This is a genomic window from Bdellovibrio sp. HCB337 (assembly GCF_047302465.1).
GTDB lineage: Bacteria > Bdellovibrionota > Bdellovibrionia > Bdellovibrionales > Bdellovibrionaceae > JACMRP01.
Map to the genome: position 1 here is coordinate 2,582,808 of NZ_CP178621.1, position 23,841 is coordinate 2,606,648.

Sequence of the window (23,841 nt, forward strand, 5' to 3'; positions counted from 1 at the left end):
AGTAAAACTTAAAGTCCGTCTCCTAAAAAGGGGTCAATTTGACACCCAAAATGAGGGCCCCTTCTTTGCAATATAAGAGGCCGAGAGTGACCATAATAGGCACCCTTAAGGAGACCACAGATGAAACCCGCATGGAAAGAATTACTCTACGCTGTAAACGGAGCCTTCCTCTTCTTGCTTATTATTTTGGCAACAGAAATCGCCTTGGGGCAAACTCCAGAGGTGCCAGAAGGCGCCCGTATTATCGGCTCACGCGTTGAAGGCTCGGGTTGTGAATCCACCCAAACAGCGGTGAGTCTGTCTCCGGATTTACAGGCAATGTCGGTCCTTTTTTCAAACTTCAACATGGAACTTGGCCAAGGCACGGCAAATCCCCTTTTAGAAAAACAAGAGAAAAACTGTGAGATCCGAGTCGAGATCCAAACGCCTCCGGGTTGGTCGATGGCGATCGCTTCGGTCGACTATCGCGGCTATGCTCACCTTCCTGTGGGCGCGATCGCGAAGCACCGTTTTGCATACCGCACTGACGGAATGCCAGAGGCAAATCTGCGTGAAGCCCCTCTGCAAGGCCCTCTTGATCAAGACTATTTCTTTCGCTTAGAGCAGCCCCTCAGCGAACGCCCGCACACTCCATGCGGACCACCAAACATTCGTTTACGTTTAAAATCTAAGATGGTTTTAAAATACCCAGTGAAGAACGAGCGCAAAACCGGTCCACGCGAAACAGCGATTCTCAGTTTAGACAGTGCGGACGTCAGCCTTCAGCAAGATTTCCGCCTTGAGTGGAAACGATGTGGACGTAAGAACGCAATGAAGTAATAATAGTTCCATGACGAAAACACTGTATTTGGTTCGACATGGAATTACTGACTGGAACATGCAAAGAAAAATGCAGGGGCATACGAACATCCCTCTGAATGAGGAAGGCCGCTCTCAGGCACAAACTCTGCAAAAGTTTTTTCAGCAGCACTCGATGGATAAAATCTTTAGCAGTGATTTAGATCGCGCCTTTCAAACGGCGCAGATTTCAACTCAATCTGAAAACATTATTAAAATGCCCGGCCTCCGCGAAGTTCTTTTAGGAGACATCGAAGGTAAAACCGAAACTGAAGTTGTTGCCCAATATGGACGCGACGCTTGGGAAAAATGGATTTCTCTAGAGCCTCACGCCAACTTCGCGTTCCCAGGTGGCGAAACTCATCACGAGTCCTTGCACAGATTCAAAACTCATTTGGAAGATATTTTTAGAAAGCATGAATTTAAAAAGGCCGCGGTTTACACTCACGGCCTTATGATTCGTCGTTTGGGACATCATCTCTGCCCTGATCGCACAGAGATGTTACCGATTCCTAACTGTGGGGTTTTCGAACTTCACTGGAAAGAAGAAACTCTTTCTTTCCAAGGCATGGTCTTTCAACCTTAGCGTACAACGCTCACGCCAGTGCCAGGGGCCGCCATCATTCCATTTTGGGTTTGGCGAACTGGTACTTTAAAAACTTTGCCAGTTTTAAGCTTGTAGAAGTTATGCGTGACTTCATCAGACAAACTTTTAAAAGTGACTTGGGATTTCGCTTTCTTATTTCCAGCAAGTGCTTCTTCAGCCCAACCACACTCACCAGCTTTAAGGTTTTCACCTTTTTCACCAGCGGGACGTTTTGCCGAGCGGAATTCAAAACGCACAGTGTTTTGATTGTTTTCACCTGACAACAACGAGCTTGCGTTCCAGTCATAAAAGAATTTATTTTTCTTAGCTTTGCAGATCAGAAAGCCATTGTTGTCGGCTTTCTTAACTGGCACTACCGGCGCTTCTGCGACTGTAGCTAAAGGCACCACGACTTCTGGTTGTGTCACCACTGTCGCTGCGTTTATTTGCGCAGTAGTTTCTGTCTGTTGAACTTTAGAATGTGCACACCCGACCATCGCAAGAGTCGCGATGATATAAATCAATCCTTGAAATCTCATGTTCACTCCTTGAACGTTCGATCAAGGTCTATTTTCCCGCAGGTCCTTCAGCGCGTTCAAGCAAAAATAGCTATAGGCTAGGCTGGCGAAAGTCGGGGCCACGACAAAGGCCAAGGGGACGTAATTGATAAGGCCCAGAATCACACCCAGACCATACAACAATCCGCGATTTTCCTTTTCAATGCGCTGTCTTTCCTCAACACTCGCAAACTCTTCCAGCACATCATAGACAAAAAGATTTTTATTTAAGTAAGCACTTAGCAGAAGCGGAATCACGATTGCAAATCCCGGAACCAACCACAAAAACAAAGTCCCCGAGAGCGCGACTAAATAAATCACACTCACCTTCAGAGTATTCCAAAGACTTCCGGAAAAACTACCACCACGTTTTTTATCTAAAGACGGATAATCTTTCTTTTCGAGAATTCGAAGTATGAATGGCAACAACACTAAAGATACCAAGATCACTGCAACTAAGTATGAAAAAGGAATCAATAGCAAAATTGTGACGATCAAAACAAAGAAGTAAGAAACGGATGCCGCAGAATCACTGCTCAGGATATTCCACTTTTCAGAGATGTATTGCATAACAAAAGACTGTTCAATGCCCGTGCTTGCAGCTGTAATCCACCAGGTTCCCAAAGTGAAAAACAATACCAGGCCCACAAACACAGCCAGCATAAATGGCAAAAACAGCAAAAACAAAATGCGTGGATTACCGCAGGCTTGAAATGATTGCTTCAGAGCACGAAAAATTTTGTCCATAGTCTTCACCTCAATGAACTTTAATAGGAAGACTATGCACGAATTTCTGGAATATTGGAAATGTTAAAGATCCTACCCGCCAGTTTGCTGACGGCGGTATTCCTCAAGAAGAGCTCTTAAGTCACGGCCAACGCTGGATCCCACAGGCAATGTGCGCACAAGATCCGCATAAGTTTGATAGCTATTGGCGTTGATAAATCCAAAAAGACCACGCACCGCTTGTTCAGACGAAAAAACGGCGCCACGCCCAAGAAGTTCTGTCAGGTAGTGATGCACCACATACTCTGAAGAAGTTCCCATATAGCGCTTCATTTCATTCATCGCCTGCTCTACCAAGAGAGGATCCGAAGTATTCGTTAACGACTCGGTCAATGCTTTAAGATTTTCTTCTGATGGCGGCAGGTCCGTCATAAGTTCCAAAGCCGATTCTTGAACAAACTCGTCCGTGCTCTCGATGTACTCGCGAGCCAAGGCTTCTGTTTGCGCAAGATTTGCAGGATCTTTGGCATAGGCAGCACGATATGTTTTTAAAAGCCCATGCAGCTTTTGCCCTACGGCGATCTCGTAAGATTTTGGATCTGTTTGTGGAAAATCACAGGCTTCGTTTCCGTAGCAGGCTTTGGTATCTTTCAAAGCTTGTAACAAGCTGTCTTTGTCAGTGGGATTCACCGTCGCTGTCGTTGGTTTTTGCGGCGTCTGTGTATTCGCCGGTGCACGCATGTTTTCAGAAACTGGTTTCGTCGTTTTTGAAGAAACCCTATCTGCTTTACGCACAGACTTCATCTGCCACAAAGACAGGGCCGCTAAAATGACAGTACCAACAATAAAAGCTTTCGACTTTAACGAATCCATACTCACCTCTTAAATCTCTAGCGAAGGACTTGAGTCCACTCAGCCGTTGTATCTGTCGGAAGGATAAATCCTGTATAGATATATCCCACTTGCCCCTGATAGCTGACTTTGTAGTAGACCTTGTTGTTAGAGCTTTCGACGAACACATCATAAACTTGCAATTGCGTATTTTTTGGAATCAAACGGATTAATTCCCCGCCTGGAGCTGTCCGCTGATTGATTCCAGCTGCATTGATGATCTTTACCGTTTCACCAACACGAGCCAAAGTCGCAGGCCATGAATTTGACTCATCAACCACTGCCCAAGACTGGTAGTCGGTCTTATTGCCAGCAAAGATGTAGCCTTCTTTATTTTGGAACTTCACTTTGTAATAGCGATCATTTGCTGGCGCATTACGAAGCTCAAAATCCAATACAGACAATACTTGATTCTGAGGAATTACAGACACAATACCACCACCAGGGGTCGCACGCAGATTGGTATTTTTCAAAACCTCAATCTGAGTCCCAACAGCATACAAAGTATTTTCATACTGCGGGCACACTTTATGGCGATCCAAAGTCACTGGAGCGTAGTTCGCAAGAACTGAGTCTTTGACAAGCGTTGCTTCATTCGAAGAATAATCGCTTACAACCTTTAAGCAGATCGCATCACGTGCCTCATTTACGCACGAAGCTTTGTTATTGTTCACAACACAGTAGACGCCAGAAGCATTCTTATAAAGAACTCCAGGTTTTAATGTCGTACTTTCGCCGCTACCAGGTGCTGGACAATTTTCTTTTTTCTCGATCAAGCAGGCAACGTCAATGGAAGCTTTCTTGTTGGCATTGGTTACGTGCTTTTGCCAAAGACGTTTGCTGTAGTGTTCATAGAAGTTTTTATCGTTCTGAGCCCATTTATCGTTAGGATTTTTCCAACGACAGATCTTTCCAGCGCCACCATTGTAAGCCGCCCATGCAGAGCGCACGCGAGCTTCATAATCCGTCGCAGACTTCACACAAGATTGCGAAGGAGCACGTTCCCACTGCTTATAGTAGATGTCCATTGCATAGGTCAGGTTGCTGATAAGATTCCAAGCGATCCCCGAATCAATGACTGAGAAATGCGCACGATCATCGATTTGCATCATGCCGTGGCCGTGACCGTAGTCACCTCTCATCATTTTAATACGAGCGTCAGTGGCTTTGCGGTAGTGACTCCAGTAACTTTCGTGACTGGCTGTCGCTTGAACACCAATCAACCACCAAGAAAGCTCTGTAGAGCTTACAGCGGGCTTACGCTTCTTCATGTAGTAAGTCGCAGCATCACGGATGACGGCGTTCATTTCATCAACATAACGAGAGCGCTCGGAAGCGCGAACTTCACTATCGTTAAAGATCAGTGTTCCATAAGTATTAACAACAAAACGATCTTCACCAAACGCGTTGGCGTTGCAGGCTTGAGGAGCGCGACCATAGTTATACTCGCCCCCGACTCGATCATTGCACTTGTAGTAGTCTGCGGTGGCAGCACGGGTATGTGTAGCCACACCCAAAACTAACGTGAAAGCCGTTCCTAGAGCGAAAACTTTGAGGTCAAATGATATATGTTTGTTTCCCATGTAGAGCCTATCGGCTCCTGGACATTCCACTTAATGAAAATCCACCAACACACCGGCCCAAGGCCGCAACTCTAGACCGAAGAATAGCCACCCAAGGTCCAGGCTTGTTTCAAGCAGAGCCGTCCCGCTCTCGAGATGTTCCGAATACCTTTTATGGAGCGTAAATAGTTTGTATTTCTTCAGTCCCTATATCCATTCCCTAGTAACCGAATTACTTTTGGGGAATATGCAGCGTTTTAAATTTTTACTACTAATTGTGGTTTTCTGGGGGCTCTACGCAGAGGCGGCAGAATTTGATGGCATCGGTGCCGAGGGGGAAGTTGCTTTTGATTACAACTTCCTATCCTCCAAAGGGATCCCCATTCCTTACACCGAAGGTGCTACGAATGAAACATATCGACTTAATGATGCTGTATTACGCCTGAAGAAAAACGCTGAGCAGATTCTACTTATAGCTCGCTTAAACTATACTCCTAGGCAGTACTCACCCGATGGAGTCAAAACCGCAACGGCCAATTTTAGTACCTTAAGCCAATTGGAAGTTTTCTATAAGGTAACTCCGAAACTGCATTTGGGCTTTGGCCGTCTCGTAACGACAATGGGCTATGACTCTGTTTTGAGGTACGAGAATACCTTTTACAATAACTCGATCGCCTATCAACGAATCGTGCCAGGATCTGGTGAGGGGCTAAGGGCCAACTACATAAGTGACTCTTTTACGGCTTCTGCTTCGACATACAATCAGTTCAACTTCGGCGCCACTGGTGAAGATTATGCTGCGACAAAAGCAACAGAGCTTTCAATAATGATGAAGTTCGCAGACTTTACGGGGTTTGCGGGCTATTTGACAGGTAAAGATGCTTCAGAGGCTCCGGCCACGGGAACCACGCAGAAATCTTCGTCTGACTTTTGGGTATCTTACAAACCAACCAGCAATCTTTTGTTGGTACTAACCTATGATGCTCAGACTTATCAGGTAGAGGGAGCTTCTACCCATTGGTTTGATGCAACCAGCGCTATGGCCGTATATACCTATGGTATTAATAACTTTGGCGTTCGCTATGAGATGGTCCGAGGAGCCAATGACATCGGCTACGCCGCCGCCGATCACGTGAATGTTCTTTACCTGACAGACAAAATCAAATTAACAGATCATCTCAATCTTTATGTCGAAGGCCGCTTCGATCATGCGGATGAAGATGTTTATTTTAACAAAGACGGCGTAGCGACTGACAATGCTACAATGATAACCCTTGCAGCTTTAGCGTATTTCTAATTCTTTCCAGACACGCTAGCAAACCTACATAATACACTTGTTTCATGCGCCCATTGCTCCGAGGTTAGCCTGACCACGATCATCTACTGATCGTGACCGAGTTCGACTTCAGCGATTCATTGCCTTGAGCGTCGACCGCAGTCACTTGATAAGAATAGCTAGCTCCTGCGACTGTCGCTCCATCAGAGTAGCTCAACGAGGTAGTCTCACCCACTTTGACCCCATTACGATAAATCAAATATTTGCTCACACCCACATTGTCTGAGGCTGCGCTCCACTGAACCTTCACCGCAACGGCTGCTTTTCGGCCCTTTCCGTTTGTTGCCAATAGAGCACTGACTCCCATCGGTGCTGATGGGGCCTGAGTGTCGACCACTGGAGCTGGCGTTGATGTTGGCGTCGGTGTAGGGATCGGCGTTGGCGGTGGACTGATAGCATTGCCGACGATCAGTTGGTTTCGGGCATTATCAATAGACAGGGGCAGACCACCGGACGAGGCCAAGACGGCGCCGGAGGCTGGATCGACCAATTCGAACGAGCGAATCGTCAGCGGATTTCCAGAGTAAGTGTCAACATAAAGGAAATAAAAGTTCTGCAGATTCAGCTGATCCAGCGACGTCGTCAGCAGATCTGAAGCGTCGAAGTAAAATGTGCCATCAACTTCCCTGCTAGTACTGCCATCAAAGGCATAATAACCGCCTCTCATATACAAGGCTCCCGGGCGCCAATAAGTTTGTGGCGTCGTCGTTGATGACGATGATGAAGCGAGATCCAGCATAATTGCTCCGCGCGCCAAATGTGAGAGCGTGAATCTCATGAGAAGTTTTGGTGTGTAAGGAGTATACGTCTGTGCAAGGGCGAGTCCTTGTGCAGCAAGTATCGGGAGACGGCTCACGAGCATATTAGGCACAGCTGTCGCAAGGCGGAAGGCATCGTAGGAAATCCACATAAAGCCGCTGTTCCCCCAACTGCTTCCCCAAGAGTTCGCAATTTTGAAGGCGCCAAGCTCTCCGGCATCAACTTGACCATCGCCGTTGATATCGGACCAGATATCATCATTGAAACCCACGATCGTCATGGCGTGAGGGCCTTGCTTGCTGCCTGTCATATAGGTCGCAATCTTTTGACCAACGAAAGGATTGCTGGACGCATTCGGGTTTGTCTTGATGGTGTTATAGGTCCAACTGAAAATATAGGTTCCGAAATTCAACACATGCCCGTTCGTGAGCCACTCTTTAGCCATGGCAATTCCGGCGTCGTTATTGATGATCATGCTGCTGCTCTTGAGGCGCCACGAAATCGCCGTTCGCCAATGCTCCGGATTTAAATCCCAAGAGCGATAGTCATTCACATTATAGGGAAGCTCCGAAAGTGTCACAGCCCCATGTTTTTCAGTAATACCGCGGGCGGCTTCAAAGCTCGTGCCGCCATCGGCGCCGTCACTGGCCAAATTATAGGTCCAACGAGGCGAGAAAACTTTCGTGCGAGAGGTCTTGTTGTTACAGCCCAGAGTCAGACAAACTTCGTGACTCATCAAATAGTAAGTGGTGGACCAGCCCACACAAGAATTTTGAGTTCCCTGATCACCGATGACCGGGAAGGAGACGAGATTGCTGTTGTCGACTCCCGTTGGCAAAGTAGCGCCAAAAACGCTGCCGTCACTTGAAGTGGACGCCGAACCTGTGGGCTCGCTCGCCCCGAACTCAGGGCTCACTTCGGTCTCATATTCTGGAAGGCCCGCGGGCGCTTCTGGCAGAGGCGCTTGGCCGCGCTCACGGCGCTCCGAATTGATTCTTTCCAAAGCCAATTTATTCGCGCGAATTTTTTTGATCTTCACTTTTTTAAGCTTTTTCAATTCTTCGGGGGTGGCTTCTTTTAAACCCGTGGCACGCCCTTGATTGGGACTAAGACTGCTCATGTTGACATACAAAACATTTAAAGCACCCGCCAAAGCGAGCACACCGATCACCTGCAATATTTTTTTCAAAATTCCCCCAAAGGTTCCAGCAAACGAGACCTCCCTCAGTTTATCTTTGAATCAGAAAAACATGTGATGAAAAAGCAATGACTCTCATTACGAAACAAAACGCCCCTTAAGAAACCACGGCCCTATGTTCGGCACATTGATCAAAATAATAGATTAGAAAGACTCTTTTTTGATGACCACATCAGTAAAACGTCAAACCACAAAAACGAAAATTTAAATTTGAGGTTTTTAAAAAGGTCCACTTGTTTCATGGGCCTAATGCTTCTAATATTGAGGCATGATTTGGACGAAAAAGCCGGACTTAGAGTCCTTAAAAAAAGCGTCAGCCAACACCATGGTTGATCACCTCGGAATTGAGTTCACAGAAATTGGTGATGATTACCTGATCGCTAAAATGCCGGTCGATCATCGCACCAAACAACCTGCGGGTCTCTTACACGGAGGCGCGTCTGTGACTTTGGCAGAAACCATGGGCAGCATTGCTTCGGTGTTTTGCCTGCCTACTCAAAACAAAATGCCAGTAGGAATCGAAATAAACGCCAACCATTTAAAGTCCGCAACATCTGGCTTCGTCTGGGGAAAAGTAACTCCTATCCGCGTTGGCCAAAGCCTGCACGTTTGGAACATCGAAATCCACAACGACAAAAAAGAAACCGTCTGCGTGAGCCGCCTCACAGTGATGATCGTCGATCGCAAGTAAGACCCTTCGGAGAAAGCTATGAGTGAGACAAAGCTAGGACCAGCAATCCCCCAATTACCAACGGCCGACATCGAAAAAACCGCAAACTTTTTCGAAACAAAGCTAGGCTTTAAAGTCGTAGCCAAAATGATCGACCACGGCTTCCTCTCAGTAAAACGCAGCGAAACAGAAATCCATTTCTGGAAAGCCGCTTCAGAAAAAGAAGCAAAAGACATAGGAAGCGCTAGCAGCTGTTATATCCGAGTACAAAACATCGAGCCCCTCTTCAAAGAACTCAAAGAACGTGGTGCCCCTTTCAGATACGAACTGACAAAACAACCCTGGGGCATGAACGAAATGCAAATCGACGATCCTTACTTAAATGCAATTCGCTTCGGCGAATCCGTCGACTAGGCACCCTGGAGACAACCATGAAGTGCAATTTCATATAGCTCTATTCATTGTGTCAGTGATAATTCCCTTTCCATCAAGGGGCAAAAATTGACCATTCTCAAAATGAGACACCTATAAAAACATATACTCACTCCTGAGTGGCATATCCTCTGCAGTTCATAGGTCATATCGGAGGATCTATGAAGACATCTCTTAAACTCGTACTACCCGCTTTTTTATTGTTATTGTCTGGCTGTGCTCAGATCGTAACTAAAAACTACGCCCCTACTCGTGGTGGTACAGTGAAATATAATACCGGTTGGTTTTTAGCCGATAAAAACCGCGAAAAAGCCATCGAAGAGATGAGACATTACTGCGCTCCAGGCCGTCCTCAGATCCTAAGAGAAGATTCAAGACTTGAAGGCACGGGACAAGTATTTACCAGTGGATCAACACGAGGAAATAATTATTCCAGCACCTCTACTGAGTCCAAAGAAGCAAACATGTACATCCATTTCAGATGCGCAAAAATTCAAAGAACCGCCAACCGCTAAATTTGGAATTTAACTGAAAGACGAAAGTGAATCGGAGCTCTCGATGAAATCAGTAAAACAACTGCCCCTATTGGCTGGCGTAGCTGGAATGGTGTTAGTGGCAATATCTCCACGCGAAGACTGGATTCGCATCGGTGCCGTCATTGTGGCAATTGCCTTACTAATTATTTTTTTTAAAGATAATCTTAAAAAGAATTAGTTATCAAACCACCAGTTACGTAACCAAAACAAGTATCGAAAAGCGCAGATAAAAAAGTCTGCGCTTTTTATTTTCCGTTAACACAAACAGTGCAAAAGAGCTTTCGGATGAGAAACAATTTGGCCGACTAGTTTGAAACCTGGGGCTTCAAGTTAAACCAAATTCAGCAGGCACTTTCTGCCTTCAAGCAATCCTTAAGGTGTCGTTTTGACTCCAAAAAGAAGGCCCCGGGTTTGCAATATCCCCTCTGCGGAGGGGCGAAAAATGAAACCAGCCTGGAAAGAATTACTTTACGCTATCAACGGAGCTGCGTTGTTTTTATTGGTTCTTTTAGCAACTGAGGTTGCATTAGGCCAAACGGAGCTACCGCCTTCTGCAAAAATCCTTTCAGTACAAACTGGCGGCGCAGGTTGCGAAGCCACAAACACAGCTGTTAGCCTCGCACCTGATTTACAAGCAATCTCTGTGTTGTTTTCAGATTTCACATTGGAAGTCGGTGCAGGTACGGCCCGTCCCAATGATGGCCAACAAGTTAAAAATTGCCAAATCCGAGTTGAAATAGAAACTCCAGCAGGTTGGTCCTTGGCAGTTAAATCCGTTGATTATCGCGGCTTCGCACACCTACCTGCTGGCGCATCGGCTCGTCATCGATTCTCTTATCGCACCGATGGCATGCCACCGGCGATGCTTCGTGAGGCCCCGATGCAAGGACCATTTACTGACAATTATTTTTTCCGCTTAGAACAGCCTCTTAAAGAACGCATTCATACTCCCTGTGGCCCACCAAACATTCGGTTACGCTTAGGCACGCACATGGTGCTTTACTACCCAGTAGGCGCAGCAAAACGCACAGGCGAGCCACGCGAAACCGCAATGCTAAGCTTAGACAGCGCCGACGTAAGCCTCCAACAAGATTTCCAACTAGAATGGAAACGCTGCGGGAAAAAGAACGCAATGAAGTAAAAGCATCGAAAGGAAACTAAAATCACTTATCAAGTAGGCCATGAGAAAACTCAGCGGCTCTGGCGTCAAAAACAAAAATGCTATGCTTTCTAAACGCAGGCTCGGGGCACCACGGGTTAAGCCATTAGCTAAAAATGATTGCTTAATGCCATCTGATTAGAAGTAATTTATACAAAACCATGTTTTTTGTATAATTCGGATTAGGGTCTTATGATATTTTTTCGCCTCAAAAATAAGGGAGATATTTTATGAAGTCTTTGATTTTAGCGTTAGGGCTCTTTTCATCTGTTTCTGCGTCTGCATTTAATCTCGATTTGTCCGTGAGAAAGACAACCAAAATGATATCCAGTGTAGGTGTTTTCAGTGGAAGCTTTGACCTTCCTAGCGAAGGACTTACCGTTACAAAAGTCAGTTTTCTTGTGACTCACCAATATTGTCAAAGTCGTATCTACGTCAATTGCGGTGATATGCAAATTACAGATTACGTTTCTTTTTCTGGAGACCTTAAAAAAACGGGTCGCGACACAGTGAGTTTCTATAATAACAAAGAATACACTTTGAAATCAAACCACTCCTTCAGACTTTTCAATCAATGTGCTGTCCACCTAAATGTTGAAGGCATTAACAACAAAGGCCAAAAAGTTGGCACCTCAAAGCGCATCGCCTTTGGCTTTACGCCAGACAGTTGTGATGGCGAAGCTCTCAATGACCTCGTTCAAAACGGACTTTCTGAGCCGCTAAGAATTCGCTATAGCCAGCGCGGCCCTGAACAAATCTATTTTGATTGGAAATAGAAAATCCAACAGCTCACGTCACTTTCCACCGAGCTTTTGTCGAACACTACCTAAATAGCCAAAACATATATCGAAAAGCGCAGATTAAAAAGTCTGCGCTTTTTATTTTCCGACAACACAACCAGCGCACAAGCCTTTCGAATGAGAAACAATTTGGCAGAGAGGGAGGGCTGGGCTTAGTGAAGTTCACGAAGGGGGCTCCAGCGGCGCCTGGATGGCGCGCATCCGCCGAAGGCGGACGCTGGCGTGAAGCCCGGAAGGCTGTACCCCTTTGGGAAGTTCCCTAAGCCCAGCCCTCCCTCTCTGCCAAATCCCCGTTTCAAAGACGAAAAAAAACCCACGTGGTAGACGTGGGTTTCGAATCGAACCGAATATCTTACTAGGTATTAGTAAGTGACGTGGTGATTGATAGCCTCGTGCAAACGAGGATCTTTCAAAGGCACCAAGCTGTGCTTGCTCAAGAAGCGAGTAACCGCGAACAAGAACAAACCGGCGAAGCCCAAGAACATACCGATTTCCCAGAAACCGAATGCCAAGTGACCGTGGAAGAAGTTCGGGTAAACCATCCAATAGATGTCAGTGTATTGCATGATAAGAACCAATGCAGAAACTGCCAACAAGTGGTTTTCGTTACGCTTCAAACCTCTTGGCAACAAAGCCAAGAACGGAACGATGAAACGGAAGATCAAAAGAGCAAATGAAATACCCATCCAACCGTGTTGTGCACGCATGATGTAGTATTCAGTTTCTTCTGGAATGTTAGCGTACCAAATCAACATGAATTGAGAGAACGCAATGTAAGCCCAGAACACTGTGAAACCCTTCATGAACTTAGCCAAGTCATGAATGTGCTCTTCGGTCACGTATCCTTTAACAAAACCACATCTTTTTAAGAAGATTGCCATTGGAATCATAACTGCAAACAGAGACTGGAAAAGACCTGCGAAGCAGTAGATACCAAAGATGGTGCTGTACCAAGTTGGCAACAAAGACATCAACATATCAACGCTGAAAAGCGAGAACGTGATGGCAAAGAACAAAACGAAACCGATAGAGAAACCCACGTTTTTGTGAGTAAGAGACTCATCACCAGTTTTATCTTGTTTCAAAGAGTTGCCCACCAAGATTTGGCGGAAAACCAACATACCTGCACCGAACACGATCAAGCGAATGATCAAGAAAGCAGTGTTCAAGTAAGTCGTTTTAGATTGCAACAAAGCGCTTGCTGCAACTTTGTCATGATCAGCCCATGGGTAAAGATACTTAAGACCCAAGATCAGGATGAAGCTTGTAGCAACCATCACTGGGATGTAAGCGGTCAAACCTTCAGCATAACGGCGGACAGAAACACTCCAGCCTGCTTTTGCCAAGTTTTGGATAGCTGACCAGAAAAGGCCGCCAAGACCGATACATGCAAAGAAGAAGAAAGCTACAAGGTAAGCAGCCCACATTCTTTCTTGGTTTTTCATAAGTCCAACAACAAAGGTAACAAGACCGATGGCGATGAATGCATAGCTGGTAATTTTCAGCTTCTGAGAAGCTTCATACTTACCAACGTGAAGTTCGTGTGAATGATTTGATGATGCCATATCTAAAACCTACTTAGATTCTTTTTGTAAGAAACGAATATAGTTAACTACTTGCCAACGATAAGCTTGAGGAACGTGAGACGCGTAAGGTCCCATAACCCCCTGCCCTTCAGTGATCACATGGTAAAGATGACCATCTGTCCAACCTTTCACTTTGTCAGTGACAACGGAAGGTGGTTTCAAAGCCATGTTTTTCACAACGTTAGAGTCTGGATTTCCAGCACCTTTTTGACCATGGCAAACCATGCACTGGGTCTCAAAGTACTTTTGACCAATCATAAGAACGTCGTCGTCCATTTTCCCAGCTAAAGGATTTGGATTTTTAGAAGCGCCTTCAAGATTCCCCTTAAATTGATAAGGTGTGAAGCCAACAGGAGCCGTTTTATCCGCAGGAACTCTCATCCCTGAATGATTCGGAGAAGACTCGTCGTACTCCTGAGCTTTAATCGCTGGAGACTCCATCATATCTTGAATCAACTCTACGTTGGTTTTGTTACCTTTAGCTCCGCAAGCTGAAAGCGCCAAAGCCGCTGCTGTCACAAGGATGATTTTATCAAATTGTGCTTTCATCTTAGTACTCCGTCACTTTCTTCACTTCCGCAGCGCCCATTTCTTTGAAGAAGCTTTCAATTTTAGCTTCGTCATAGCCAGAGTCGTTTTGCGGGATGAAGATCGCAAATTTATGAGAAGTCAGATCAGGATCAATCGTTGGAGGATCGATGCTTGGCATATTTGTGATGTAGAACAAAGCGCCTACTGAGCACAAAGCTGCGAACAAGATCGTCAACTCAAACATGATTGGAATGAATGCTGGCAAAGAGAAGAACGGTTTACCACCGACGTTGATTGGCCAATTCACGGCAGAAGTCCACCATGTCAACCAAAGACCTGCCAACAAACCCGTCATCCCCGCAACGAAAGTTACGTAAGGAATCCAAGATCTTTTAATGCCACAAGCTTCTTCCATGCCGTGCACTGGATAAGGAGTGATGGCATCGAATTTTGTAAAACCCTTTTCGCGGGTTTTAGCTGCTGCTTTTACAACAGCATGTTCTTCTGTCCAAATTCCGGCGATACCGCCAATTCTACGTTGAGCCATTAGTGGTGCCCTCCTTTATCGTCACGTCCTACAGGTAATACAGGCTTCACTTCGGCAATTGAGATTGCAGGGAAGAAACGTAGGTACAACAAGAACAATGTTAAGAACATACCGAATGAACCGAACAAAACCGCACCGTCAAAGAATGACCATGGGTAGTTACCCCAGTTCGCTGGCAAGAAGTCTCTGTGCAAAGACGTGATCGTGATCACGAAACGCTCGAACCACATACCGATATTCACGAAGATAGAAACGACGAACATCACAGGGATAGAACGACGGAACTTCTTGAACCAGAACACCTGAGGGATCAAAACGTTACAAGTAATCATCGTCCAGTATGACCAAGCATAAGGACCGAAGGCACGGCTGTTGAAGAATACGTATTTCTCGTAAGCATTGCCAGAGTACCAAGCAATGAAGAACTCAGAACCGTAAGCGTAACCAACCATCAAACCAGTCGCCATGATGATTTTATTCATCACTTCCATGTGATCAAGAGTGATGTAGTTTTTAAACTCTGGAACCCCGATACGAACCAAGGTCATCAAAGTCACAACCATCGCGAAACCAGAGAAGATCGCACCGGCAACGAAGTACGGTGGGAAGATCGTGGTATGCCAGCCCGGAAGACCAGACACGGCGAAGTCGAAGGAGACGATTGTATGTACTGAAAGAACGAGCGGAGTCGAAAGACCTGCAAGGATCAAGTACACCATTTCATAGTGTGACCAGTTTTTCGCAGTTCCTCTCCAACCCAAAGACAAAGCTCCGTAAACTGTGCGACGGATTTTGTTTTTTGCGCGGTCTTTAATAGTTGCAAAGTCCGGAACCAAACCGACGTACCAGAACACCATAGAAACAGTCGCGTAAGTAGATACCGCGAAAACGTCCCACAAAAGTGGTGAACGGAAGTTAACCCACAAAGGACCACGTTGATTTGGATATGGGAACAACCAGTAATCCAACCAAGGACGACCTGTATGAAGCAACGGGAATAGACCCGCGGTCATAACGGCGAAAACCGTCATCGCTTCTGCTGTACGCGCAACCGATGTTCTCCACTTTTGACGGAAGAGGAACAAGATCGCAGAGATCAATGTACCGGCGTGACCGATACCGATCCAGAATACGAAGGTCACGATCATCGTTCCCCATGCATTCGGGTGATTCACCCCTAGAAGACCGATACCTTTACCGATTACGATCCCCAAGATGATGACGTAAAATACCAAGATAGAAAGAGCACCCGTGAAAAGACCGAGCCACCCTTTAGAAGGATAAGCTTCAATCGGAGCACAGATGTCTTCTGTGATGTCTTTCAGATTTTTGTCACCAAGGACAAGCTTATTACGTTGAAGCATTAGTGACCACCTTTCCCATGAGCTACTGCGGTCTCTTTGTCGTTGTTGCGGATCTTAGAGAGATAACGCACTGATGGAGCCGCATGCCACTCTTCAAGAAGAGCGTATGAACGAGGCTCGTCCTTAAAGATTTTTGCTACTTGGCTTTCAGGGTCATTCAAGTCACCGAAAATGATTGCTTGAGAAGGACATGCTGTTTGGCAGGCTGTTTTCACATCGCCATCTTTCAACTTGCGGCCTTCAAGCTTCGCTTTGTTTTTACCTTCTTTGATTTTTTGAACGCAGAAAGTACATTTTTCCATAACCCCGCGCGGACGTACTGTAACATCTGGGTTCAAAGCCATATGCATTGGCTTCTCGATCAACTTCGCATAGTTGAACCAGTTGAAACGACGTACTTTGTATGGACAGTTATTTGAACAATAACGAGTTCCTACGCAGCGATTGTAAACCATTTCATTCAAACCTTCGTCACTGTGAACAGTCGCAAGAACCGGACATACAGTTTCGCAAGGAGCATTGTCACAGTGTTGGCACATAACTGGTTGGAAGACTGCCAAAGCATCCTCTGGGTTTCCAACGTAGTAACGATCAACACGGAGCCAGCTCATTTCACGGCCTTGAAGAACGTACTCTTTACCAACAACAGTGATGTTATTTTCAGATTGGCAAGCAGTCATACAAGCTGAACAGCCTGTGCAAGTGTTCAAGTCAACAGACATACCCCACTTGTGACCGTTGTACTGGTGACCAGACCACAAACTCCAAGTTTTGTGTCTATGAACGCCAGCACCTTCACTCTTCATGTAGTCCTTGAGCGTAGCTTCTGCCACGATCATACGGCCTTCCATAGAGTTGTTACCCGCAACAGAAGCCAAGTTGTACTTCTTCGCAAGCTTCGTCATTCCAGCAGACTGACCTGAATAAACAGCGCCGTCTTTGAAAGAAACGAATTCATACATGTTTTTACCAATACCGTTACCTACTTTACCCGCTTTTGTGCGGCCGTAACCAACTGCAACTGCCAAAACATCGTCATGAAGACCTGGTTGGATGTGAACTGGAAGTTCGACTTTTTTATCGCCAACTTTCAACTCAACAACAGAGCCTTGTTTCAAACCGTTTTTCTCGGCAGTGCCGATAGAAACGCAAACATAGTTGTCCCAAACGATTTTAGTGATTGGATCTGGCTGTTCTTGCAACTGAGCTACGTTGGCCAAAGTGCCATCACCCAATTGAATTGTTGGGTAAAGAACCAACTCATAACCGGTGCTAGTCGCAGCTGCTTTAATAGAACTGAAAGCTTCAGATTTGAAAGAACGTGCTGAAGAAGACTTGTCGAAATCTCCAACGAAACCGTTTTGTAGAACATCAGACCAGAAGTCCTCAAAGCCTTTGCCTTTACCAAACTTCGGATGGATTTCTTCTTTCCAGAAAGCTCTCAAGTAGTCATAGAAAGTTTCATTATCAGTCAAACGCTTAGGACCTACTTTTGCCAAGTATGCCCAAGTCATCAATGTCAATTGGAACGAACGAGTGTCGTACATAGGACGAATTGCAGGTTGTTGAATTGCAAATACGTCTTTTGCAAACTCCGCATCACCCCATGTTTCCAAAGGATGGTTGTCTGGAGCTACGAAAGTGGCATTGTCGCCCATCTCGTCAATACGATCGCCAGTGTAGACAACCACTTCCACTTTTCTGAGAGCCTCTACGAAGCCCGCTTCTTTTGGAAGGCCGTAAACTGGGTTCACACGGTGAACGATCAAAGTTTTTACTTTGCCTTCGTTCATGCTCTTAATAAGAGCTTCCATGTCAGAGTAAGATGCTTTCATACCTGGAAGAGCATTTTTTCCATCGACAGTTTTGCCGTCGTTTTCCAAAAGGCTGTTCAAGAAGTTCACTGCGATTTGAAGCTCGCGAGAACGAGAAGTCATCGCTTGCAAACCACCGGCAACAACCAATGATTCCCCTTTGTTTTCCCAAAGGTCAGAAGCTACTTTTGCAAACAATGCTGGCTCGACGCCAAGCTTTTGTGCTGCATTCGCGTAAGAAACTAAGCTTTCTTTGAATTTCTCGTTGTTGGCGTATGAAGAAACGCCTTTGTTCACAACAAGAGCGTTGATCAAGCCCATCACAACATCAAGCTGTTGCGAAGGTTTGATTTTGAAACGGATATCCGCGTTTCCGCCAGTCAAAGAGAATGTCGAATCGAAAGAAACCAATTTTGACATTTTCTTAGGATCACGACGAGCGCTTGTAAACTGAGATGTGAACGTCGTTGGGTTCAACCAAGTTCCCAAGAAGTCTGCATCGATAGATACAATCATTTTTGCTTTGTCAAAACGGTACTGAGGAACAACCGCATCACCGTAAGACGCTTTTTGGCCTTCACGAACATCTTCGTGAGCCATTGGCTCCCAAGAAACATGGTCTGCTTTGAAAGCTTGTGCGAAGTCAGAAACAACTGCGCGAGTTGATGGAGAAGCCATGTTGCCAGTCAAAACAACAACGCCGCCCTTTTTAAGTTGAGCTACAACCTTATCATCGAGGTTGTCCCACTTAATACCAACTGTGTCTTTGTTCGTACGTTTTTCATTGAAGATGTTGTACTTAGGACCTTGAAGTCTTTCAGGGTCGTACATGTTCCAAATGCTTGCTTGAGAACGAACGCTCATACCACCGTTATTGAGTGGGAACTTTGGATTCCCTTCAATTTTTACCGGACGGCCTTCACGTGTTTTTACAAGAACGCCCAAGCCTTCGCTGCCATCAAAGTATGTCGAAGCGTAGTAGTTCGCCACGCCCAAAGTAACTTCTTCAGGTTGCTTGTTGTAAGGAACGATTTTTTGCACTGGACGGCGGATGCAACCTGCAGCCGACATTGCCAGAGAAGCACCCATAAGTTTCAAGAACTCACGACGTGCCCAACCGCCTTCACCGTCTTTTTCACGCAGTGGAGAAGATTGGAATTCAGTTTCCGCTTTTTTCATGAACTCAGGATCATTGTTGTAATGTTCCAAAGTCAGCCAATATGTATTGTCTCTTTCGATTTGAGGACGAGCTGCTTTCTTTGCTGCTAGTTCAGCTTCAGAGTGCTCGTGTGTATGCTCATGATCGTGATGATTATTTTCAGACATAGTACCTTCCACAAACTCAATTAGTGGTGACAAGTTGTACAGTTCAAAGGAGCTTTGTTCTCTGGTTGGCGGTGACAGTTAATACACCAGCCCATAGAGAGATCCTGAACTTGAGTTATAGTTTTCATTTTCTCGACTTCGCCGTGGCATGTTTGACAGTTCACACCTTTTGCAATGTGTGCAGAGTGATTGAACGCAACATGGTCTGGAAGCATGTGGACACGCACCCACTCAATAGATCCACCCTTGTCGTAAGCATCACGCAATTTTTGAATATGAGGGCTGTCGGTTTTCACTTGAAGATGGCAGTTCATACAAGTTGAAAGAGCCGGAACATTTGAATGCTTCGATCTCTCTACTTGATTGTGACAGTACTGACATTGAATTTGATTTTTTTCGACATGCAGAGAGTGATCAAATGGAATTGGCTGTTCTGGAGCATATCCTTGATTGTATCCCCACCCTGGCTGAAATTTACATCCCGCGAGGCTAAGCGCAAGAAGCCCCACCGCTGCAAAAGTTCTAAATACCCGATGCATAATCTTCCTTTACCTGATGATTGAACTGGACCACATCATATTTTTTTTCGATGGCTCTATTTAAAAGGGGAATGACGGAGTTGTCTACTCCCTTTTTGCAAACTTGATGAGAATTCAGAAGCTTAGCTGACTATTTCTTCCGCACTAATCCTGCGTAAAGGACGAGCAAAAAGTGAGCGACAACAAATGCAGAAACGTATTCCACACCGCCGGCCCCAAAACCGTACGAATGAAGCCCTGCACCGAGAACGAAGTTCACTCCGTACCAAGCCATGATCACAAGACTGAATGTGATCACACCACTTGCGATCATGCCGAAGTTTCTAAACCAGCCACCCAAGCGGCCGTGAAGCACTGCGAGATAACCAAGAAGAGCAATCAATGCCCAAGTTTCTTTTGGATCCCAACCCCAGAAGCGCCCCCAGCTATAATCTGCCCAGATGCCGCCAAGAATAATTCCGGGAGCAAGGAAGGCGACACCGATTTGCATTGCGCGGTAGACAGAAGTGGCGATGGCTTGAATCTTCGCCTGATGCTTCTCTTCGCCTCTAATATAATAGATAAGCCCGATGTCCCCGAGCACAAATGCCAACAAGAAAGCCGCGTAACTGATTGTGATTGTCATTACATGAACTGTCAGCCAATAGTTACTGCGCAGAACCGCTTCCAAAGGTTGAAGTGACGGATCTAAGACGGCAGGTGCGGTATCCGCGACGATCAAAGCCACCATCGCACCCAAAGTTCCCGCCAAAAAAATCACACGGAACTTGTAAATGATTTCCAATATCGCTGAGAAGACCAAAGCCCCCCACGACACCCACACCACGGTTTCATACATGTTCGTAACCGGAGCTCTGTCCATCAAGTACATACGAACGCAAAAGCCATAGGTATGAAGGACAAAACCAATTGCCGCAAAAACCCAGGCCGCCTTCATAAGCCCTGGCTTGTTCATCGTCCATACAAGCAGACAGAAGATCGCCGCGAGCATATATAAGACATACGCCCAACGGAACGGATGAAACTTGTTGTAGTGAACTTCCACCTTAATACGCGTGTCATGATCATAAAGTGCAGGATTATTGCTTTTTGCCACTTCCTGGAACTTCAAAACGCTTTCGTCCAAAGCCTGAGCCGCTTTTTCCAGCTGATCAGCTGGAGTGTTTTGTGCAACGGCACCAATATGCTCTACAAACGCTTTTGCCAAATTAGCAAAAGCCACCTGCTGATCGCCTTGAAAATCAACAACAGACAACCACGCCGTTCCTTCTTTAGGCGGAATCAATCGCATCATATGCCCGGTTGCGATTTCACGGAACACCACCATTTGGTGCTCTAAACGTTGAAGTGCTTGAAAATATGGAGTGAGTTTTTCTTTGGAATCGCGCTTCGCTTGAAGCTCTTGCATCAAGAGTTGGAAGTTATCATTGTCAAAAAGCTCGTCCCCCGTAAAGTACCTTTGCTCCTGAGAAAGCTTCAAGGCCTTCAATACTTCATGATTACGAACTTCAAAGATTTTTTTATCTTTCCACGCTGAGGGACTCAGCATCCAGGTGAAGATAATCTCTGCAGCCCCACGCCCCTCAAAGCTTTTTTTGCCGTAGACAATCTCAAGCATTTCTTTTGCAAAAGTATCGTAGGGCTTCACACGACCATCAGATTGTACCGGCAAGGATCCGAGTGCCGAACCTGGAGCCGCCGCATAGGCCCCTTTAAAAACAAGGAGTGACAAAATAAGGAGAAGGATGACTTGCAAACGCTTCATGTTGGATTTCCTTTTTTGGCTTTCTTCTTAAAGTAGAACAACATCACAATACCGAGTGAAATAATCAACGAGCCCAAATACTTGAGCCAACGCCCCGGATCCTGATTGACCGAGAAGATAGAAGCCACCGGCTCTTCAGTATTAGGCGCATTTTCGAAGCTAGCTTGATAAATGGTATAGCCACGATACTTCAAAGGCTCATTCATCGAAATCAGCTGCTCAGGCATATCAGGCACTTCTACGCGACTACTATATTCCATCGCACGATTCGTTCCCTGATAACGATCCATCTTGAATTGATTCAGCTTAATAGGAAACCCAAGGTCAATCCGACGATTGCCGTAACTAACTATATAGACAACATCCGGACCAAACAGTTTCACGGTGTCATTTAAAAGAATCCAATTCTCTTGATTGTTGAACTCAATCTTCACCGCAGAGGTCGTTAGTGGCGTCGGCGCCTCGCGCTCTTGCAAATCCCAATCTTCTTCAGCTTCTGGCAAATAACGAAGCGCACGAATTTCAATTGGCATCTTCCAACCCGGAACAAAGACTTCTCCCTCTTTCAGGCTTCCCGTCTTCAAAGGCTTTTCAGTGTCCTTTTGAAAAACAACGTACTTAAGACCTTCAGTCCCGTTTGGAGTAAAATAGATTTCATTTTCACCACGCCCCTTTTCAGGCGCAGGCCCTAAGTGCACGCTCGCAGGACCAAAACTATGAGTCGCAATATCCGTTGGACGCTTTTGCACCAACCACTCGATCACATTGACCTTAATATTTGCATTTTGTAGTTGGAAACGAAGCCCAGCGCCACGTCGCCCATTCGGCTCTTTCGGCGCAGTCACTTTACGAGCTGGAACCACGTAAGGTTTGTAATCTGTGATTTTAATTTCTGTATTGTAACCAGGAACTATAAAAGGCTTTTGCGCTGTTGGTCGCTTTAAAAAGAAATCCACGTTTTGTTCTGCTAGTTTCGTGTAACGATCTCCATCGAAAGAGCTATAAACCAAAACATCTGTTTCAGGAACAACCACATACTGCTCCGACTGGCCGATACCAACACGAACGCTGCCATCAAGACCAAACTTGCCGGTGATGATCGAACCAAGCATCAACACCAAAATTCCAATGTGCGCTAATACGAAAGATGTATGACGAGCTTTCCAAGGCCAGCGATCCACCATCACCGCGATCAGATTCACAGCAAGGAAACCCATAATAAAGTTCATCCATATAGTGTCATAGACCAACTTTTTCGCAGCTGTTGCATCGTACTTGGCTTCAACAAAGGTGCCTACAGCGACCAATGTTGCAATAGAAAGAATAACTACAACAGCAAGCTTTAACGAAGCTAAGGATCTAATAATGCGACGAAGGTACACCTTCATTTTCGGAGCGACATCGGATTCTGACATGATTGCAAATATTTAATCCAACTTGTCCGCGCGGGCCAACCTATTTACCACAACGCTATTTGTCAGTTCTGAATATTAGGCAAATTTTGACAGATATAATTCAGAGCCACTTCAATTTTGGCCTGAATTTTTTGGGCCTCAGCTGGTTTTAGTTTTTTAGTGACCTCATCCATATACAAGTCTCTATTCATCTCGACTTGAATTGCATGATGGTTTTTTGACGGCTGTCCATAATGTTCGCTGACTCTCCCACCGAAATATGGCCAATTGAATCCGACTTTAAATCCCGCAATGGCATAAGCAGCGATCACTAAATCTCTGAACCGCGGATCACAACTTTTTCCATGGCAATCACTGACGACGATTTCAGCGCGACGCTCGCCCGGATCGCGATGCTCTTTAGTCCCCACCGAAGGCATGCTGTGAGCATCGATATGGAAAACCTTCTTACGACCAGCGCTTTCGTAATTTTCATAGAGTTTTCGCACACTCGCATGAAAAGGTTCATAAATTAATTCTACAAGTTCCTGATGAGTTTTTGCGGAAACAGGTCCCTTCATCAACTTATGATTGTATGTTGTAATGGCCCACAAAAAACCCCGGCGATGCATGCCCGCAGGGTTGCTATTACCTTCGACGCTGCCAGCATCCACATCCTCGGGGATACGATTCAAATCTCCGGCGTAGCGATGCCATTCCGTTTTTGCGTAAGGAAGATGCAACTTTTGAAGGCTTGGCTCATAAAGAAAGTCGACATAACGATCCACGTCGCACATCAGGATCTCTTCTGGCAACCCCTTCAACCACGTAGCCTGTGGCGGAAGTTTTTCACCAGAGTGAGGAATGGTCACCAAGAGTGAGTACGGGGGAAGTTGCATTGTCTACTCCTTAATGTCATGCTGATA

23 protein-coding genes are annotated in these 23,841 nt (G+C 45.7%); 9 read left to right on the forward strand and 14 right to left on the reverse strand.

The window, feature by feature from the left end; all coding sequences use genetic code 11:
• Positions 1 to 120 precede the first annotated feature (120 nt).
• Positions 121 to 819: a DUF4360 domain-containing protein gene (locus tag ACLWBB_RS12440; RefSeq protein WP_413287848.1), complete on the forward strand. Its 699-nt coding sequence runs from the start codon at positions 121 to 123 to the stop codon at positions 817 to 819.
• Positions 820 to 829: 10 nt separating this feature from the next.
• A complete protein-coding gene (locus ACLWBB_RS12445) occupies positions 830 to 1,423 on the forward strand; it encodes a histidine phosphatase family protein (protein ID WP_413287849.1) in 594 nt (197 codons plus the stop codon).
• Here ACLWBB_RS12445 and ACLWBB_RS12450 read toward each other — a convergent pair.
• The 4 genes from ACLWBB_RS12450 to ACLWBB_RS12465 form a co-directional block, all read right to left on the reverse strand.
• Positions 1,420 to 1,962, reverse strand: coding sequence for a hypothetical protein (locus ACLWBB_RS12450; protein ID WP_413287850.1), 543 nt, complete (start codon positions 1,960 to 1,962; stop codon positions 1,420 to 1,422). The two genes, ACLWBB_RS12445 and ACLWBB_RS12450, sit on opposite strands and share 4 nt — an antisense overlap.
• 21 nt (positions 1,963 to 1,983) lie before the next feature.
• Positions 1,984 to 2,727: an EI24 domain-containing protein gene (locus ACLWBB_RS12455; protein ID WP_413287851.1), complete on the reverse strand. Its 744-nt coding sequence runs from the start codon at positions 2,725 to 2,727 to the stop codon at positions 1,984 to 1,986.
• 72 nt (positions 2,728 to 2,799) lie between these two features.
• The gene (locus ACLWBB_RS12460; protein ID WP_413287852.1) at positions 2,800 to 3,579 is read right to left on the reverse strand and encodes a hypothetical protein; all 780 of its coding nucleotides are present in this window, start codon (positions 3,577 to 3,579) and stop codon (positions 2,800 to 2,802) included.
• A 17-nt stretch (positions 3,580 to 3,596) separates the two neighbouring features.
• A complete protein-coding gene (locus ACLWBB_RS12465; RefSeq protein ID WP_413287853.1) occupies positions 3,597 to 5,180 on the reverse strand; it encodes a hypothetical protein in 1,584 nt (527 codons plus the stop codon).
• A gap of 226 nt (positions 5,181 to 5,406) precedes the next feature.
• Between ACLWBB_RS12465 and ACLWBB_RS12470 the strand changes: the two genes are divergently transcribed.
• Entirely contained in the window at positions 5,407 to 6,456 is a 1,050-nt protein-coding gene (locus ACLWBB_RS12470; protein ID WP_413287854.1) for an outer membrane beta-barrel protein, read from the forward strand.
• A gap of 79 nt (positions 6,457 to 6,535) precedes the next feature.
• Here the strand turns inward: ACLWBB_RS12470 and ACLWBB_RS12475 are convergent, their stop codons facing one another.
• Entirely contained in the window at positions 6,536 to 8,443 is a 1,908-nt protein-coding gene (locus tag ACLWBB_RS12475) for a C1 family peptidase (RefSeq protein ID WP_413287855.1), read from the reverse strand.
• Positions 8,444 to 8,720: 277 nt separating this feature from the next.
• Here ACLWBB_RS12475 and ACLWBB_RS12480 point away from each other — a divergent pair, with 277 nt between their 5' ends.
• The 6 genes from ACLWBB_RS12480 (at position 8,721) to ACLWBB_RS12505 (ending at position 12,025) form a co-directional block, all read left to right on the forward strand.
• On the forward strand, positions 8,721 to 9,143 hold the full coding sequence (locus ACLWBB_RS12480; protein ID WP_413287856.1) for a hotdog fold thioesterase: 423 nt from the start codon (positions 8,721 to 8,723) through the stop codon (positions 9,141 to 9,143).
• Between the two features lie 18 nt (positions 9,144 to 9,161).
• Positions 9,162 to 9,536 carry a bleomycin resistance protein gene (locus tag ACLWBB_RS12485; protein WP_413287857.1) on the forward strand — a complete coding sequence of 125 codons (375 nt, stop codon included), beginning with the start codon at positions 9,162 to 9,164 and terminating at the stop codon, positions 9,534 to 9,536.
• A gap of 179 nt (positions 9,537 to 9,715) precedes the next feature.
• A complete protein-coding gene (locus ACLWBB_RS12490; protein ID WP_413287858.1) occupies positions 9,716 to 10,069 on the forward strand; it encodes a hypothetical protein in 354 nt (117 codons plus the stop codon).
• Positions 10,070 to 10,112: 43 nt separating this feature from the next.
• Positions 10,113 to 10,268, forward strand: coding sequence for a hypothetical protein (locus ACLWBB_RS12495; RefSeq protein WP_413287859.1), 156 nt, complete (start codon positions 10,113 to 10,115; stop codon positions 10,266 to 10,268).
• Positions 10,269 to 10,532: 264 nt separating this feature from the next.
• A complete protein-coding gene (locus ACLWBB_RS12500; RefSeq protein ID WP_413287860.1) occupies positions 10,533 to 11,231 on the forward strand; it encodes a DUF4360 domain-containing protein in 699 nt (232 codons plus the stop codon).
• Positions 11,232 to 11,479: 248 nt separating this feature from the next.
• Positions 11,480 to 12,025, forward strand: a complete 546-nt coding sequence (locus tag ACLWBB_RS12505) for a hypothetical protein (RefSeq protein WP_413287861.1) — start codon at positions 11,480 to 11,482, stop codon at positions 12,023 to 12,025.
• A gap of 386 nt (positions 12,026 to 12,411) precedes the next feature.
• On the opposite strand, the gene ACLWBB_RS12510 is transcribed toward ACLWBB_RS12505, so the two are convergent.
• The 9 genes from ACLWBB_RS12510 to ACLWBB_RS12550 all read right to left on the reverse strand — a co-directional run bounded on the left by ACLWBB_RS12510 (position 12,412) and on the right by ACLWBB_RS12550 (position 23,814).
• Entirely contained in the window at positions 12,412 to 13,614 is a 1,203-nt protein-coding gene (locus ACLWBB_RS12510) for a molybdopterin oxidoreductase (RefSeq protein WP_413287863.1), read from the reverse strand.
• Positions 13,615 to 13,623: 9 nt separating this feature from the next.
• Positions 13,624 to 14,184 carry a c-type cytochrome gene (locus tag ACLWBB_RS12515; RefSeq protein WP_413287864.1) on the reverse strand — a complete coding sequence of 187 codons (561 nt, stop codon included), beginning with the start codon at positions 14,182 to 14,184 and terminating at the stop codon, positions 13,624 to 13,626.
• A gap of 1 nt (position 14,185) precedes the next feature.
• The gene (locus ACLWBB_RS12520) at positions 14,186 to 14,713 is read right to left on the reverse strand and encodes a DUF3341 domain-containing protein (protein ID WP_413287865.1); all 528 of its coding nucleotides are present in this window, start codon (positions 14,711 to 14,713) and stop codon (positions 14,186 to 14,188) included.
• The gene (gene nrfD / locus ACLWBB_RS12525; protein WP_413287866.1) at positions 14,713 to 16,077 is read right to left on the reverse strand and encodes an NrfD/PsrC family molybdoenzyme membrane anchor subunit; all 1,365 of its coding nucleotides are present in this window, start codon (positions 16,075 to 16,077) and stop codon (positions 14,713 to 14,715) included. The genes ACLWBB_RS12520 and nrfD overlap by 1 nt, the downstream gene beginning before the upstream one ends.
• A complete protein-coding gene (locus ACLWBB_RS12530; protein WP_413287867.1) occupies positions 16,077 to 19,217 on the reverse strand; it encodes a TAT-variant-translocated molybdopterin oxidoreductase in 3,141 nt (1,046 codons plus the stop codon). The genes nrfD and ACLWBB_RS12530 overlap by 1 nt, the downstream gene beginning before the upstream one ends.
• A 20-nt stretch (positions 19,218 to 19,237) precedes the next feature.
• Positions 19,238 to 19,756, reverse strand: a complete 519-nt coding sequence (locus ACLWBB_RS12535; RefSeq protein ID WP_413287868.1) for a cytochrome c3 family protein — start codon at positions 19,754 to 19,756, stop codon at positions 19,238 to 19,240.
• 130 nt (positions 19,757 to 19,886) lie between these two features.
• Positions 19,887 to 21,521: a cytochrome c biogenesis protein gene (locus ACLWBB_RS12540; protein ID WP_413287869.1), complete on the reverse strand. Its 1,635-nt coding sequence runs from the start codon at positions 21,519 to 21,521 to the stop codon at positions 19,887 to 19,889.
• Entirely contained in the window at positions 21,518 to 22,936 is a 1,419-nt protein-coding gene (locus ACLWBB_RS12545) for a cytochrome c biogenesis protein ResB (protein ID WP_413287870.1), read from the reverse strand. The genes ACLWBB_RS12540 and ACLWBB_RS12545 overlap by 4 nt, the downstream gene beginning before the upstream one ends.
• Before the next feature lie 62 nt (positions 22,937 to 22,998).
• A complete protein-coding gene (locus ACLWBB_RS12550) occupies positions 22,999 to 23,814 on the reverse strand; it encodes an N-formylglutamate amidohydrolase (RefSeq protein ID WP_413287871.1) in 816 nt (271 codons plus the stop codon).
• Positions 23,815 to 23,841: the final 27 nt, after the last annotated feature.